Consider the following 15,366-nt stretch of genomic DNA (forward strand, 5'->3'; position numbering starts at 1 on the left):
TTTGGCAAGCAAAATGGACAAAAACAGGCCATTAAGTATAGAAAAGCAACAAACAACATTTTTTTTGGATTTTCATGTTGACGACTACCACGAAAACCCTTTTAATACACCTCGTCGCCCGGATAGCTCAGTCGGTAGAGCAGAGGATTGAAAATCCTCGTGTCGGTGGTTCGATTCCGCCTCCGGGCACCACAATTTTGATTGTTGGTGCTTGCACGAACAATAATAAATGTGCCGACTTAGCTCAGTAGGTAGAGCAACTGACTTGTAATCAGTAGGTCACCAGTTCGATTCCGGTAGTCGGCACCATTAAATTAAAATGAATAATTCCTCCTTAGCTCAGTCGGTAGAGCGACGGACTGTTAATCCGCAGGTCGCTGGTTCAAGTCCAGCAGGAGGAGCCAATTTCCAACTTGCATTGCAAGTTGACTTGCCGACTTAGCTCAGTAGGTAGAGCAACTGACTTGTAATCAGTAGGTCACCAGTTCGATTCCGGTAGTCGGCACCATTAAATTAAAAAGAATAATTCCTCCTTAGCTCAGTCGGTAGAGCGACGGACTGTTAATCCGCAGGTCGCTGGTTCAAGTCCAGCAGGAGGAGCCACTTTTAGAAACCCAGTCTTTGACTGGGTTTTATTTTATCTGTCGTAATCCGTCCTACTCTAAAACCTAACGCTAACCGCTCTTTTAAATTCAAAAGAAAGGCAAACGGTTAGGTTTGCCTTAGAAAGGTTAGTGCTTAATGATGGTCTTACTTGATGCCTTTCTCCTTTCGGATCAGCTCATAAGCATGTTGGATTTGCTGTGATTTCTCTTTCGCTACGTTCATCATCTCTGGCGGTAAACCTTTCGCCATCAGCTTATCTGGGTGGTGCTCATTCATCAGCTTGCGATAAGCCCGCTTCACCTCTTGTGAGCTAGCCGTTTCACTCACCCCAAGTACTTCATAAGCATCGGCTAACTGGTTGCGTGATGAAGGCTGCTGCCATTGCTGACCACCACTAGATTGCTGTTGCGAACCACCGAAACCGCCTCCTTGCTGAAAGCGAAACGCGGCTTCTTGCATGCGTAAACGCCGTTCTAGCTGTTCAGAAGAGAAACCTAAACCACGCGCAATGCGGTGTAGTACATTGCGTTCGCTAGGGTGTACATCACCATCGGCAAAAGCTGAAGAGACTTGCAGCTCAAGGAAAAACTGTAGCAGATCGAAACGCCCTCCCGTGGCAATTTTCACTCGTGCTAGCACCTGCTCAAGTGGAAAATCCACGTCTTTTCCCTCACGGAAAGCCTCTTGTGCCGCCCGCTTTTGCTCTACGGTCAAGTTCATGCGATCCATCATAATGGTCGCGAGTTGGATCTCTTCTTTGGTGACTTGCCCCTTGGCTTTTGCCACATGCCCCATCACCGAAAAGGCAGCTTTAAAAAACTCGTCCTGACGTTCCGCTTGACTTGGTCCCGTACCAAAAGGACCACTTTGAAACCCCGCCTGATTTAGACGGCGAGCTTTATCGAATTGATGCCCTAAAAAGAGTCCAAAAATAGCGCCGAAAGGCCCACCAAACAGGAAGCCAAAAAAAGCGCCCAAAATTTTGCCAAAAATATGCATTATGTGCTCTCAATCTATGAATTTTTCTGGAGTGAAGTGGTCTGATAGTGGCGCAAGCGTCAATTTCCTTTATGATAAGGACCGTTCATATTTCAGGCTCCTAAGTTCGGAATCCATCAAGTTCAACAGGCCACAAGTTCAACAGGATGTACAACCCAATGTCATGCTTTTCCCGCACGTTTTTAGCCGCCTCAATTAGCGCTGCACTCTTTGCTCCTCAAACACAAGCAGAAGCGAGTGTGGATGACAATCGCTCGAACCTGCCAAATGGCGAACAGTGTTTAGTCAGCCAGCCTGATCCAACTAGCCCCAGCCAACAGCCTATCAATGTCGAAGCGGATAAGCTAGAGGCAATCAATGGACAAAAGGCGACCTATTCAGGCAACGTTGTTGTCGTACAAGGCAAAAAACGTATCGCTGCTGATAACGTTACGTTACATCAACAAGAAAACGTTGTGGTGGCTGAGGGCAATGTTCAGTTTAGTGATGGTGAGATCAAAACCCTATCGACCAAAGCAACCAATCATCTTAATACGGATGAAATGACGCTAGAAAATACGAGCTACAAGTTCTTGTGTGAACCGGGGCGCGGCGAAGCGGTGTACGTATCTAAAACGGGCAAAGCGGTGTATGAAATTGAAGATGGATCGATCACCTCATGCCCAGAAGGCAATAATGCGTGGCGCATGCGCGCTTCCAGCATTGATGTGGACCAGAATGAAGAGATTGCCACTTTCTATAACCCGCGTCTTGAAGTGCAAAATGTACCCGTGTTCTATCTCCCCTATTTAACCGTGCCGATTGGGGACACCCGTAAAACGGGCTTCTTGTACCCAACCGCATCTTACGGCTCACGAGATGGTTATGAATTTGAAGTACCTATCTACTGGAACTTGGCACCTAATTACGATTTAGAAACCACCTTCAACTACATGCAAAAGCGCGGTACACAACTCAATAGTGTATTTCGTTATCTGAGTGATTTGGGTGAAGGACAAATCAAGTCAGAGTATCTACCAGATGATCAACTTCATACAGAACAAGGGAATCGCTGGGCGCTTCAATATGAGCATAGTGGCATTTTCCAACAAGCTTGGAAATTTGAAATTGATTACTCAAAAGTCAGTGATATCAACTATTTTTCAGATTTAGACTCTGGTATCGGCAACCGTGAAGATGGACAACTCATCCAAGAGGGGCGCGCCACTTACCGTAGCGATAACTGGGATGCTGCGCTGTTGGTGCGTGATTTCCAACTGCTGACCAAGGATACCACTAGCACTAACTTGCCTTATCGCTTAATGCCGCAGCTCAGCTACAACTACTATGCTCCAGAGACGATGAAATATCTGGATCTTGACCTTATCAGTCATATTTCGCGCTTTGAGACAGACGCAAGAGGCAAACCTTCTGCGACTCGAGTACATATTGAACCGGGGCTAAAAATTCCATTTAGCAATACGTGGGGCAACTGGACAACCGAAGCACGTGTGTTAGGTACCTACTATCAACAAGATATTGATAAGACCACGGATGCCAAACTGGAAGAGAGTGTGACACGCGTTATCCCTGAGATTCGTAGTGTAGCCGGTATTGTGCTTGAACGAGATACGGTGCTACTGGACAATTACACTCAAACTCTGGAGCCAAAAATTCAGTATCTCTATGTTCCCAAAGAAGATCAGAGCAATATTGGCCTGTATGACTCCACGTTGTTGCAAACTGACTACTATGGCCTGTTCCGTAGCCGTAAATACAGCGGCGTAGATCGCATCGAATCCGCTAACCAAATCAGCTATGGCGCATCGACTCGCTTCTTTGATGATAGTTATAAAGAACGCCTCAATATCGCGTTCGGTCAAATTTTCTATCTCGATGGCAACTTCAACCCATCGGTGAAAAACCCAGATAACCAGTCGAGCTACTCGGCTTGGGCGGTTGAAATGGATTTCAACTTTGCCGACTATCTGTTCTACCATGGTGGGGTTCAATATGACATTGACGGCCAAGGGATTCAGCTTGGAAACAGTACGTTAGAATATCGCTCTAACGGTGGTTATATTCAAACTAACTATCGCTATGTGGCGAAGGATTACATTCTAAATACTGTAGGAGATAGCATTACCAACATTAATGACATTACCAAAGACGGTATTTCACAAGCAGGGATCTTGGCGGGTTACCAACTGAGCCGTAAATGGTCTGCCAGCGGCCAGTATTACTATGACCTGACAACCGATGAAGCGTTAGAGTGGCTCGCTAACCTCACTTATACCTCAGATTGTTGGTATATGGGGTTCACCTACAGTAACCAACTTAAAAGCTGGGATGGCAACTTCGTGACCGACCCATACGCCACTCCAATCTATGAAAATAACTTCAGTTTCAATATTGGGATTATTGGCTTTGGCACCAGCATAGGTGCAGGTTCTAGCATGGCTGGCGTAGATAGCGCAGGAAACTCTCTCGGCTACGGACGTCCATTCTTCCTAAACAACTAATTCGCTTAGCCTGAGAGTAACTCAGGCTACCAACATTTCAGATAGGACTGCACATGAAATTGTGGAAACCCACATTAATTAGCCTCCTCGGCACACTGACTCTGTTTAATGCTCACGCGGAACTTCAGCAATTGGATAGTGTTGCCGTTATCGTCAATAGTGGCGTGATATTACAAAGTGACGTGGATGGTGCACTGAAAACCGTGAAGGCGAATGCCAAGCAAAATAAGCAACCTTTACCACAAGAAAGTGTTTTGCGTGAACAAGTGCTGGAAAAACTGATCATCGATACCTTGCAGCAGCAAGAAGCCGATAGAATCGGGGTAAAAATTGATGACAATCGTTTAAACGATGCGATTAAAGAGATCGCCAAAAGCAATCAACAAACCCAAGAGCAATTAATTGCCGCTGTAGCCCAAGAAGGCCTAACCTACCCTGAATTTCGTGAACAAGTGCGTAAAGAGATGGCCGCCAGTGATGCGCGTAATGCACTCGTTCGTCGTCGAATCAATATTCTCCCCGCCGAGGTCGACACCTTAGCCGAGCTATTGGCTAAAGAAACCGATGCAACGGTGCAATACAAAATTAGTCATATCCAACTTCGCGTTGAAGATGGACAGGACAAGAGTGAAGCGGAATCGCTAGCCAACAAACTGGTGACGGAACTCAAGCAGGGCTCTGATTTTGCGAAAATGGCCTATACCTACTCCAAGGGGCCTAAAGCGCTACAGGGTGGTGACTGGGGATGGATGCGTAAAGAAGAAATGCCGACCATCTTTGCAGATCAGATCAAAATGCAAAACAAAGGCAGCGTTATCGGCCCATTCCGCAGTGGCGTCGGTTTTCACATTCTAAAAATTGACGATGTAAAAGGCTTAGAAACCGTTGCCGTGACGGAAGTGAATGCTCGCCATATTCTGATCAAACCAACAATCATTCTTAGCGATGATGGTGCACAAAAACAGCTCAATGAATTCGTACAGCGCATCAAAAATGGGGAAGTCACTTTTGCGGAACTCGCTCAGCAGTACAGCCAAGATCCAGGTTCAGCGGCACAAAAAGGTGAGCTAGGCTATCAAACGCCAGATCTGTATGTTCCAGAGTTTAAGCACCAAGTTGAAACCTTACCGGTTGGACAAATCAGTGAGCCATTTAAAACCGTACATGGTTGGCACATTGTTGAGGTTTTAGATCGCCGTCAAGTCGATCGCACCGACTCCGCCCTGAAAAATAAAGCGTACCGAATCCTGTTCAACCGTAAATTCAATGAAGAAGCGAGTGCTTGGTTGCAAGAATTGCGTGCCAGTGCCTTTGTGGAAGTTCTGAAGGACGAAAAGGATGAGCAGTAAACGAATTATTGTTACTGCGGGAGAACCTGCGGGGATAGGCCCAGATCTCGTTCTCGCCCTCTCAGCGCAGGATTGGCCACATCAACTGGTAGTATGTGCCGATAAAACCTTGCTTGCCGAACGTGCTGAACAACTAGGCATTCATGTTAAGCTACTGGATTATCAACACAATAATCCAGTACAACCACAACAAGCCGGCACTCTTTTAGTCGAGCATATTCCTCTAGCAGAGCCCGTGTCCGCAGGCCAACTCAATCCTGCCAATGGACACTATGTGTTAAAAACACTGGAAAGAGCGGCAAAAGGCTGTATGAATGGCGAGTTTGATGCTATTGTCACCGGCCCTGTGCACAAGGGGGTAATCAACCGTGCGGGTGTTACCTTCAGTGGACATACTGAGTTTTTTGCCGAGCAATCGAACACCCCTTTGGTGGTAATGATGCTTGCCACAGAAGGCTTACGAACAGCTCTAGTTACCACTCATCTGCCTCTCGCAGAAGTGCCAAAAGCTGTTACCAGTGAACGTCTAGAACAGATCATTCACATTCTCCACAAGGATTTAGTCGAGAAATTTGCCATTGCTGAGCCTAAAATTTACGTGTGTGGCTTAAACCCACATGCAGGTGAAGACGGCGTGTTAGGCATGGAGGAGATCGAAACCATCACTCCAACCCTACAGCGTTTGCGTGAGCAATATGGCATGCAATTGGTTGGCCCACTGCCAGCTGATACCATTTTTAGTGAAAAATACTTGCAACAAGCCGATGCCGTACTCGGGATGTACCACGATCAAGTACTTCCCGTGCTCAAATACAAAGGCTTTGGCCGCTCAGTCAATATTACTCTGGGACTGCCTTTTATCCGCACTTCAGTGGATCACGGCACCGCATTGGATCTTGCTGGAACGGGTCAAGCCGATGCAGGAAGCTTCTGGACCGCATTGGCTTACGCAATAGAATTAGTTGATAAAAAAGCGAAATAACTTCGAGAACACTATGAGAAATGATGTCCACTTAGGGCACAAAGCACGTAAACGCTTTGGTCAAAACTTCCTCAATGATCCTTACATCATTGATGGTATTGTGTCGGCGATTAATCCAAGACCGGGGCAAAACTTGGTTGAAATCGGCCCAGGATTAGGCGCAATCACAGAACCGGTAGGACGTGAAGTGGATAAGTTCACTGTCATCGAACTTGACCGTGATCTCGCAGAGCGCTTGCGTAATCATCCCGAATTAGCAAGCAAGCTGACGATCCACGAAGGCGACGCCATGCGTTTTGACTTCAAACAGCTGGTTAAACCAAACAACAAACTTCGCGTGTTTGGTAACTTGCCTTACAACATTTCAACACCACTGATGTTCCACCTGTTTGAATTCCACCGTGACATTCAAGACATGCACTTCATGCTGCAAAAAGAGGTGGTCAACCGTTTAGCGGCAGGCCCTGGCAGCAAAGCTTATGGCCGCCTAACCGTGATGGCGCAATACTATTGTAAAGTGGTTCCTGTATTGGAAGTGCCGCCAACGGCGTTTGTGCCACCACCGAAAGTGGACTCTGCGGTCGTACGTCTGGTGCCATATGAAGATCTCCCACACCCAGCGACCAGCTTAGAGTGGTTAGATCGCGTGGTACGTGAAGGCTTTAACCAACGCCGTAAAACCGTGCGTAACTGCTACAAAGGTTTGGTTGAGCCAGAAACGCTGGAGGCATTGGGTATCAACCCAGGCATGCGCCCAGAAAACCTGACCTTAGCTCAGTTTGTGGCAGTAGCGAACTGGCTTGATGCCCAGCATCAAAAAGCTCATGCATAATCCAATAGGACGACATTAAGTCGTCCTTTGTTTATCGCCACTAGGTTATACCCAACTAGGCCGAGGAGTCGCTCATGGATGTTTCGCTTCCCTGCATCAAAATTCAGGTTCAAACTCGCTACATTGAGGAACAATCCGATCCTGAATATCAGCGCTTTGTGTTTGCTTATCTGATCACGATTAAGAATCTCAGCACTCAAACCGTGCAGCTATTAGGCCGTCGTTGGCTAATCACAGACGCCGATGGTAAGCAGACCGTAGTGGAAGGTGATGGTGTGATGGGAGAACAGCCATACATTCAAGCCAACGATGAATATACCTACAGCAGTGGTACAGCACTGGATACACCGATAGGTGTGATGCAAGGCCAGTACCTAATGGTTGATGAACAAGGTGGGTCTTTCTCGGTAGAAATTGAACCGTTTCGTCTAGCGGTTCCTCATATCCTGAATTAACGGAGTTTGTGTGGCTAATTACATCGTTGGGGATATTCAAGGCTGTTTTGATGAGTTACAGCTACTGCTTGAACAAGCTCACTTTGATCCGAGCCAAGATACTCTCTGGTTTGCCGGTGATTTAGTCGCAAGAGGCCCCAAATCACTCGAAACACTGCGCTTTGCCCATCAACTCGGTGATGCCGCACGAGTGGTACTGGGCAATCATGATTTGCATTTGCTCGCAGTGTCACTTGGCACTCATCCGGCCAAACGCCGCGATCAAACCCAACCGATTTTAGATGCGCCCGACGCCGCGCAATTACTTGATTGGCTACGTCAGCAACCCTTGCTAGCTGAACATGAAGAATTTGTGCTCTGCCATGCCGGTATTTCACCACAATGGGATCTCGCCATCGCCCGCCAAGCAGCGCAAGAAGTAGAACAAGTGTTGCGTAGTGCACAATGGGATAGCCTGATTGTACAGATGTATAGTGATGAACCCGATATGTGGGATGCTGAACTGCAAGGCATAGATCGCCTACGTTACATCATTAACGCTTTCACACGCATGCGCTTTTGTTTCCCTAATGGCCGTTTGGACATGCAATGTAAACTGCCTCCTAGCGAAGTCACCGATGGTAGCTTATTACCTTGGTTTCAATTACCGCAACGGATTCGATTAGAAAAGACCGTGATTTTTGGCCATTGGGCTGCACTGGAAGGTTATTTCAGTAATGAGGTGATTGGACTGGATACAGGCTGTGTGTGGGGCGGAACCCTGACTATGCTGCGTTGGGAAGATAAACGCTATTTCGTTCAAGCCGCACTTTAAACTGAAAAAGAAAACCCCCGTTAAAACGGGGGCTGACGATTTTGTATCCGGCTATTTCCGTTCAAAAATCACAAAATCCATCGCATAGGTATTTTTTTCATCTACGGAGTAATGCTCACGATAACACTCCTGCCAATCACTTCCCCATTCAGGAAACTGCGTATCACCATCAAGTTCCGCATTGATCTCGGTAATGTACAGTTTATTGGCCATCGGCAGGCAAGCCGCATACAAACTTCCGCCGCCAATGATCATGACCTCATCAACTTCTCCGGCTTTTGCTAGCGCGGCATCGATAGATGTCACCACATCAACCCCATCAATCTGCAAAGTCTCATCACGAGAGATCACAATATTGTGCCGCCCCGGCAAAGGTCGCCCAATCGATTGGTAGGTTTTGCGCCCCATAATCACAGGTTTGCCTAATGTGCAGCGTTTAAACCATGCAAAATCTGCAGGCAGATGCCAAGGCATCTGGTTATCTTTACCAATAATGCGGTTGTCTGCCATCGCGGCAATCATACTGATCATCATTTTTATCGCCTTAAATAATCGGTTTGCGGCGGTAGAATAACAGCCCAGGTACCGCTAAACCAACCGCTAAACCGGCAATAATAAACATCGCCTTGAGGAAATTCTCCATGAGTGCTTCTAGCAACTCTGGTGAAAAACCAAGATGATTAATCTCCACGAGAGCGATCATGGCTTTAAAAGCGAAGACACCAGGAACCATAGGAATGAGCGCAGCTACTGTAAACACTTTGGGATGTGCCAAGAATCGACGAGACCAATATACCCCGACCATCCCCACCAGTGTTGCAGCAAAAAAGGTCGCCCATTCGATCGGGACGCCAAATTGCATCATTAAATAACGCAATCCATGTCCAAGCGCGCCACCAAGCGCACAATACTTCAATGCAGGAGCAGGCACATTAAATACCAAGGCAAACCCAACCGCCGGAATTGCGGCAAAAAACATGTCGTTGAGTAGCCCGAAAAATAGATCCCAACTTAGCATTACCACCCCCAAATCCCAGTCACACCCATTGCCGCAACAATTCCAAGAGCCGTCGCCAATGTCAGCAAACTCGCCATCACAAAACGAGCAATACCCATATTGATATACCCTTTGAGCATATCAGCAACCGCATTAATTAAAGGAAACCCAGGGACTAGCATCAGTACCGATGAAGCCATGACTATCGTAGGTTTATTGCCGAGATGATAAATCACTGCTTGAGCCGAAATAACAGAAGTCACAAAAGCCGTTGCGGCAAAGTTGATCAACGGATTGAACTGACGATGACCGATTTCTTGACGCACGATCATGCCCACTGAGGATGCGATCAACGTGATCAAAAACACCGTCCAATCCCCCCCGCTAAACGGCTAAAGGCCGCGCAGGATAGACCAATCATGACTACGACTAACCATCGGTTATAGCGTTCTGGACTGATTTGATTGAGTTTTTTCTGTGCTAAGCTGTGATCGAGAATACCTTTCTCCATCATGATACAGATACGCTGGATCTGAGTCACCACCCGCATATTGATCCCACGATCTGGGCTGCGTCTCGCGGTAGTGATGCAATGCTCTTTATAAACCGTTGTAACGACTAAAGAACTTGCTGAGAGAGAGACTTCAACCTCACTCATACCACTGGCAAGCCCCATGCGGCGCATCATATCGCCCACTAACGTACTCTCAGCACCATGTGCTAACAGCATTTGCCCAGCCTGAGCGATCAAACGAGAAACGGCTCTCTGTTTGCTTTCCATGATTCCTTTCCTAAAAGCCTAAGATAAATAATACCTAACGGTGATACTTAGTGTGCCTTAAACCACACAGCAGGAATATGATTTAGACACAAAAAAGCCGCAACAAAGTTGCGGCATTATCAGTAAGTTGATTAGTCACGGACATAGATAACGTGGCCGTCATCTTCTTCGTCGTCCCAGTCATCCCAATCGTCATCATCTTCCGTGATCACTTCTTGACCGGCCAAGCCATCTTTATGGTTATAATCCCATGTGAAGTTGACTTTTTCCGCTTCTGTCTGTTCTTCCGCTTCGCGCGGTAAAGTATCCATAAACTCTGCCAGCTTCATGCACAGCTCTTTGGTACCTTGACGATTCGCAGCAGAAATTTTGAAGTAGTCACCTTCCCATGCGAGTGCATCAACGATGTCTTGAATGATCTCGTCAGCTTCTTCTTCTGACATCAGATCAACTTTGTTGAACACCAACCAACGTGGTTTCTTCGCCAGCTTTTCACTGTACTGCTCAAGCTCATCAATGATGGTCAAAGCATTCTGCGCAGGATCGCTTTGATCCGCAGGCAGAATATCAATCATATGTAGCAGCACGCGACAACGTTCAAGGTGTTTCAAGAAACGAATCCCTAAACCAGCGCCTTCCGCCGCACCCTCAATCAACCCTGGGATATCAGCGACTACAAAGCTTTTCTCTGGCAGCACGCTCACCACACCAAGGCTTGGCACAAGAGTCGTAAACGGATAGTCCGCGACTTTCGGCTTAGCAGCTGAAACGGCGCGAATAAAGGTTGATTTACCCGCATTTGGCATACCCAGCATACCAACATCAGCTAGCAGTAGCAGCTCTAAACGGATATCACGCAATTCACCTTTAGTACCCATAGTTTTTTGGCGTGGTGAACGGTTGACCGAAGATTTAAAGCGAGCGTTACCCAAGCCATGCCAACCGCCCTTAGCGATCATGATCTTCTTACCGTGTTCTGCGACTTCACCAATGATTTCATTAGTGTGAATATCGACAGCACGGGTGCCTACCGGTACGCGCAGTTCTTTGTCTTTACCGCTTTTACCGGTACAGTTACCGCCACCACCATTTTTACCGCGTTCAGCTTCATAAAAACGCTGGAAACGATAGTCAATCAAGGTGTTAAGGTTTTCATCGGCGACCATATACACATCGCCACCATCACCGCCATCGCCGCCATCAGGGCCGCCATTGGTAATGAATTTTTCACGCCAGAAGCTGACAACGCCGTTGCCACCATCACCAGCTTGAACTTTAATTACCGCTTCATCTACGAATTTCATTTTTCCTCCACTCAATCTCGTGGGAAATCTTAATCAGTCTAGTAAACCTGAGAACGTAGATCCCAGAAAACAATCGCCTGCTTGGATCAGGCTACATTCAGGTCTAGGGTCTAGGGTCTAGGGTCTAGGGTCGACCACACTTTCGATAAATAAAAAACCCCACCAAACGGCAGGGCTTTTGAATTCATCAAGAAACTTTGCTTATTCAGCAGTTTCGATGCTAACGAATTTACGGTTCTTAGGACCTTTAACCTCGAACTTCACTTTACCATCAGATAGAGCGAATAGAGTGTGGTCTTTACCGATGCCTACGTTAGTACCAGCGTGGAACTTAGTACCACGTTGACGAACAATGATGTTACCTGCAAGTACAGATTCACCACCGAAACGCTTAACACCTAGACGTTTGCTTTCTGAATCGCGGCCGTTACGAGTAGAACCACCAGCTTTTTTGTGTGCCATTGTTGAACTCTCCTAATAACTTAAGCGTTGATACCAGTGATTTTCACTTCTGTGAACCACTGACGGTGACCTTGTTGCTTACGAGAGTGCTTACGACGACGGAACTTAACGATTTTTACTTTATCGCCACGACCGTGTTGTACCACTTCAGCAACTACTTTACCGCCCTCAACAAGAGGAGCACCTACTTTAATGTCTTCACCGTTAGCAACCAGCAGAACTTTATCAAATTCTACAGTTGCGCCAGTTTCAACGTCTAATTTCTCTAAACGAAGAGTTTGACCTTCGCTTACACGGTGTTGTTTACCACCAGATTGGAAAACAGCGTACATATTTTACTCCGCTCTTTCCGCACAGCCTATGCTTATATTTTATGCGATAAGGGTGTGCGCTAAACTAATCATCAATAGGGCGCAGATTCTACGTGAATGATGTGCCTATGACAAGCCATATTTTGAAAAAAATGGCGAAAAGCTAATCGCCAAACAAAAGTGCCGCAATCATGCCTTTAAGCCATGTATTAATCAATGATTTTTAGTGTATTATGCAGCAATTCCAGAAGACTAAATGCCTTACACGCTCTTATTTCAGCCGGATTTACGATGGATTTTAAAGCTATCCAAGCGCTTACTGCCAATGACATGGCAAAAGTGAACGAAACGATTCACGCTCAACTCAATTCTGACGTTTCCCTAATCAACCAACTTGGTTTTTATATCATCAGTGGTGGTGGGAAGCGTTTACGCCCATTGCTGGCGGTTTTATCCGCCAAAGCGCTCGGTTATCAGGGCTCACATCACACGACTGCAGCTGCTTTTATTGAATTCATTCATACGGCAACCTTGTTGCACGATGATGTAGTCGATGAGTCAGATCTGCGCCGCGGTAAAGCGACCGCCAATGCCGCTTTTGGTAATGCCGCTAGCGTATTAGTCGGTGACTTTATCTACACTCGCTCATTTCAGATGATGACAGAATTAGGATCCTTGAAGATCCTGAAGCTAATGAGTGATGCGGTAAACGTGATCGCCGAAGGTGAAGTGCAGCAATTAATGAACTGTAACGATCCTGATACTACCGAAGCCAGCTACATGCAGGTGATCTATTCGAAAACTGCACGTCTGTTTGAAGCGGCAACCCAGATCGGTGCGATCTTGTGTGACGCTCCGCCGGAAGTAGAGTTAGCGATGCAAAACTACGGCAAGTACCTCGGCACGGCATTTCAGCTGATTGATGATGTGATGGATTACACTTCAGACGGCGAAGAAATGGGTAAAAACGTCGGCGACGATCTGGCGGAAGGGAAACCTACCCTGCCACTGCTTTATGCGATGCAGCACGGAAATTCCGATCAAGCAGCGATGATTCGTGAAGCGATTGAGAAGGCCAATGGCATGTCTCGCCTCAATGAGATTCTCGCAGCAATGGAGCAAACTGGCTCTCTGCAATACACGATTGAGAAAGCACAGCGTGAAGCAGATAAAGCCATCGCTGAGTTAGCTATTCTGCCAGAAAGCGAATACAAACAAGCGTTGATCACGCTCGCTCATATGTCGGTCAATCGCAGTAAATAAATAGTCTGCAAACTCGGTGGGATAGCAACCGCCACTCACTCAAAAATGGACTATGTTTTGTTACTAAAAAACCCCTCAGCTCCACAAGCTGAGGGGTTTCTTTTATCCATTGTTCAAACGACGTCAATGATCACATCAACGCCTTTACCAAGCACCTTGCCACAGCATACCTGCCGCTCCCAATGCAAAAAGTAATAATGTAAAAGCACCAACCCTTTCTCGGCCACAGAATGCTTTAGCACCTTGTTCACGCTTCGCTTTCAGATAAAACGCAAAACCAGGCACATATAAGAGTGTTGATAACATTAAATAATGTAAACCTGATGCATATAGCAACCACAAACCATAGATCGTAGCACCTAGGCCAATCAGCAGAAGTTTACCTCTGTCTTGCTGCTCAAGAGCCAGCTTGAGCGTAAATGCCCCAACCAGAAAATAGGGTACCAAAATCATTTCGGAAGCAAAAACCAGCAAGGTATCGTAAGTGCTCGCGGTGTAACGTACGAGAATCAATGACACTTGGATACATGAAGTCGTTAAAAACAACGCATTCACAGGGCTCCCAGCAGGGTTCTGTTTAGCGAAACGACGAGGAAAGACTTTATCTTTGGCTGCAAGAAAAGGGGCTTCAGAAGCCAATACCGTCCAACTTAAAAATGCGCCACACACGGAGATCAAAAGCCCAACCGCGATAATGTACTTACCCCATGGGCCTATAATTGCAGTCAACACTTGCGCCATTGAAGGATTAGGATATTGCGCTAATTCATTAACCTGAATCACTCCCATCGACAATAGCGTAACTAAGACATAAATCGACAGAGCGGTAAGTAAGCCAAGAATAGTGGCTCGCCCAATATCTTTACGCTGACGAGCTCGGCTTGAAACAACCACTGCACCTTCAATTCCCACAAAGACCCAAACAGTGATCAGCATGGTTGCTTTGACTTGCCCGAGTAGATCCGCACCTGAAATATGGTGGATACCGGAAAAATCTAAGCTAAATGTTGACCAATTGAAGGCAGTAATCGCAAAAACAATGAAAAGCAGCAAAGGCACCATTTTAGTCATGGTGGTGATGAGATTGATCAGCGCGGCGGTTTGCACCCCTCTTAATACTAAGCTGTGAACTCCCCACAATAATAGAGAAGCACCACCAATTGACCACCAAGTATTGCCAGAGCCAAAGATAATCTGATCAGGCGTATCAAACAGCAGCCCTAGGGTACTGAACACAATTACTAGATAAGAGACATTCGCGACCATGGCACTAAACCAATAGCCCCATGCCGAGCAAAATCCTGCAAAATCACCAAAACCTTCGCGAGCGAAGCCAAATACACCGCTGTTTACATGGGACTTGTTGACGGCCAAGTATTGAAAAGAGAGTGCAAGAAAGATCATGCCGATCCCAGTGATCGACCAGCCGATCATCACTGCCAGTGGACTAGCGACTGCCGCCATATTTTGTGGCAGGCTAAACACGCCCGCGCCAATCATGGATCCGATCACTAACGCAGTGAGAGAGCCTAAACCCAGTTTTTTATCCATTATTTTTCAATCACCAATAACAGAAGTAAAAGCCATCTTCCCCTTCCAGAAATCAATAACAGGCAGGAAGAAAATCCTCTGGTTATGACTGAAGGGCAACCAATCAACTCACAACTTACGAGTTGAAGAATAGAAAAAACAGCGCATCTTACACGAAAA

14 protein-coding genes, 5 tRNA genes and 1 pseudogene are annotated in these 15,366 nt (G+C 46.6%); 12 read left to right on the plus strand and 8 right to left on the minus strand.

Features of this window, described 5'->3' with window-relative positions; all coding sequences use genetic code 11:
* Positions 1-116 precede the first annotated feature (116 nt).
* The 5 genes from EPB59_RS10535 to EPB59_RS10555 all read left to right on the plus strand — a co-directional run bounded on the left by EPB59_RS10535 (position 117) and on the right by EPB59_RS10555 (position 603).
* Positions 117-192: transfer RNA gene (locus EPB59_RS10535), tRNA-Phe, on the plus strand.
* Positions 193-233: 41 nt separating this feature from the next.
* Positions 234-309: transfer RNA gene (locus tag EPB59_RS10540), tRNA-Thr, on the plus strand.
* A gap of 19 nt (positions 310-328) precedes the next feature.
* Positions 329-404, plus strand: a tRNA-Asn gene (locus EPB59_RS10545).
* A 28-nt stretch (positions 405-432) separates the two neighbouring features.
* A tRNA-Thr gene (locus EPB59_RS10550) sits at positions 433-508 on the plus strand.
* A gap of 19 nt (positions 509-527) precedes the next feature.
* Positions 528-603 (plus strand) — tRNA-Asn (locus EPB59_RS10555).
* A 147-nt stretch (positions 604-750) separates the two neighbouring features.
* Here the strand turns inward: EPB59_RS10555 and djlA are convergent.
* Positions 751-1,605, minus strand: coding sequence for a co-chaperone DjlA (gene djlA, locus EPB59_RS10560; RefSeq protein ID WP_154172660.1), 855 nt, complete (start codon positions 1,603-1,605; stop codon positions 751-753).
* A gap of 158 nt (positions 1,606-1,763) precedes the next feature.
* On the opposite strand from djlA, the gene lptD reads away from it, so the two are divergent.
* The 6 genes from lptD to EPB59_RS10590 all read left to right on the plus strand — a co-directional run bounded on the left by lptD (position 1,764) and on the right by EPB59_RS10590 (position 8,538).
* Entirely contained in the window at positions 1,764-4,106 is a 2,343-nt protein-coding gene (gene lptD / locus EPB59_RS10565; protein WP_195706984.1) for an LPS assembly protein LptD, read from the plus strand.
* A 53-nt stretch (positions 4,107-4,159) separates the two neighbouring features.
* Positions 4,160-5,455, plus strand: coding sequence for a peptidylprolyl isomerase SurA (gene surA / locus EPB59_RS10570; protein ID WP_154172664.1), 1,296 nt, complete (start codon positions 4,160-4,162; stop codon positions 5,453-5,455).
* Complete coding sequence (gene pdxA / locus EPB59_RS10575; protein WP_154172666.1) at positions 5,445-6,437, plus strand: 4-hydroxythreonine-4-phosphate dehydrogenase PdxA; 993 nt, start codon at positions 5,445-5,447, stop codon at positions 6,435-6,437. Before surA ends, pdxA begins: the two co-directional genes overlap by 11 nt.
* Before the next feature lie 13 nt (positions 6,438-6,450).
* Positions 6,451-7,269, plus strand: a complete 819-nt coding sequence (rsmA, locus tag EPB59_RS10580) for a 16S rRNA (adenine(1518)-N(6)/adenine(1519)-N(6))-dimethyltransferase RsmA (protein WP_154172668.1) — start codon at positions 6,451-6,453, stop codon at positions 7,267-7,269.
* Positions 7,270-7,343: 74 nt separating this feature from the next.
* Positions 7,344-7,724, plus strand: coding sequence for a Co2+/Mg2+ efflux protein ApaG (gene apaG, locus EPB59_RS10585; RefSeq protein ID WP_154172670.1), 381 nt, complete (start codon positions 7,344-7,346; stop codon positions 7,722-7,724).
* Positions 7,725-7,734: 10 nt separating this feature from the next.
* A complete protein-coding gene (locus EPB59_RS10590; RefSeq protein WP_154172672.1) occupies positions 7,735-8,538 on the plus strand; it encodes a symmetrical bis(5'-nucleosyl)-tetraphosphatase in 804 nt (267 codons plus the stop codon).
* Between the two features lie 51 nt (positions 8,539-8,589).
* On the opposite strand, the gene folA is transcribed toward EPB59_RS10590, so the two are convergent.
* The 6 genes and pseudogenes from folA to rplU form a co-directional block, all read right to left on the minus strand.
* Positions 8,590-9,072: a type 3 dihydrofolate reductase gene (folA, locus tag EPB59_RS10595; protein ID WP_154172674.1), complete on the minus strand. Its 483-nt coding sequence runs from the start codon at positions 9,070-9,072 to the stop codon at positions 8,590-8,592.
* Positions 9,073-9,082: 10 nt separating this feature from the next.
* Complete coding sequence (locus EPB59_RS10600; protein WP_195706985.1) at positions 9,083-9,556, minus strand: threonine/serine exporter family protein; 474 nt, start codon at positions 9,554-9,556, stop codon at positions 9,083-9,085.
* Positions 9,556-10,316, minus strand: a pseudogene (locus EPB59_RS10605) (threonine/serine exporter family protein). The gene EPB59_RS10600 and the pseudogene EPB59_RS10605 overlap by 1 nt, the downstream one beginning before the upstream one ends.
* A gap of 131 nt (positions 10,317-10,447) precedes the next feature.
* Complete coding sequence (gene cgtA, locus EPB59_RS10610; RefSeq protein WP_000673583.1) at positions 10,448-11,620, minus strand: Obg family GTPase CgtA; 1,173 nt, start codon at positions 11,618-11,620, stop codon at positions 10,448-10,450.
* Positions 11,621-11,821: 201 nt separating this feature from the next.
* Positions 11,822-12,082, minus strand: a complete 261-nt coding sequence (rpmA, locus tag EPB59_RS10615; RefSeq protein ID WP_055028210.1) for a 50S ribosomal protein L27 — start codon at positions 12,080-12,082, stop codon at positions 11,822-11,824.
* A 20-nt stretch (positions 12,083-12,102) separates the two neighbouring features.
* Positions 12,103-12,414 carry a 50S ribosomal protein L21 gene (gene rplU / locus EPB59_RS10620; RefSeq protein WP_000271393.1) on the minus strand — a complete coding sequence of 104 codons (312 nt, stop codon included), beginning with the start codon at positions 12,412-12,414 and terminating at the stop codon, positions 12,103-12,105.
* Positions 12,415-12,684: 270 nt separating this feature from the next.
* Here rplU and ispB point away from each other — a divergent pair, with 270 nt between their 5' ends.
* Positions 12,685-13,656 (plus strand): octaprenyl diphosphate synthase, encoded by a 972-nt coding sequence (gene ispB, locus EPB59_RS10625; RefSeq protein WP_055052036.1) that lies wholly within the window; start codon positions 12,685-12,687, stop codon positions 13,654-13,656.
* Between the two features lie 144 nt (positions 13,657-13,800).
* Here ispB and EPB59_RS10630 read toward each other — a convergent pair whose 3' ends face one another.
* On the minus strand, positions 13,801-15,207 hold the full coding sequence (locus EPB59_RS10630) for a basic amino acid/polyamine antiporter (RefSeq protein ID WP_055052035.1): 1,407 nt from the start codon (positions 15,205-15,207) through the stop codon (positions 13,801-13,803).
* Positions 15,208-15,366: the final 159 nt, after the last annotated feature.

Source organism: Vibrio metoecus (assembly GCF_009665255.1).
In the GTDB taxonomy this organism is placed as follows: domain Bacteria; phylum Pseudomonadota; class Gammaproteobacteria; order Enterobacterales; family Vibrionaceae; genus Vibrio; species Vibrio metoecus_B.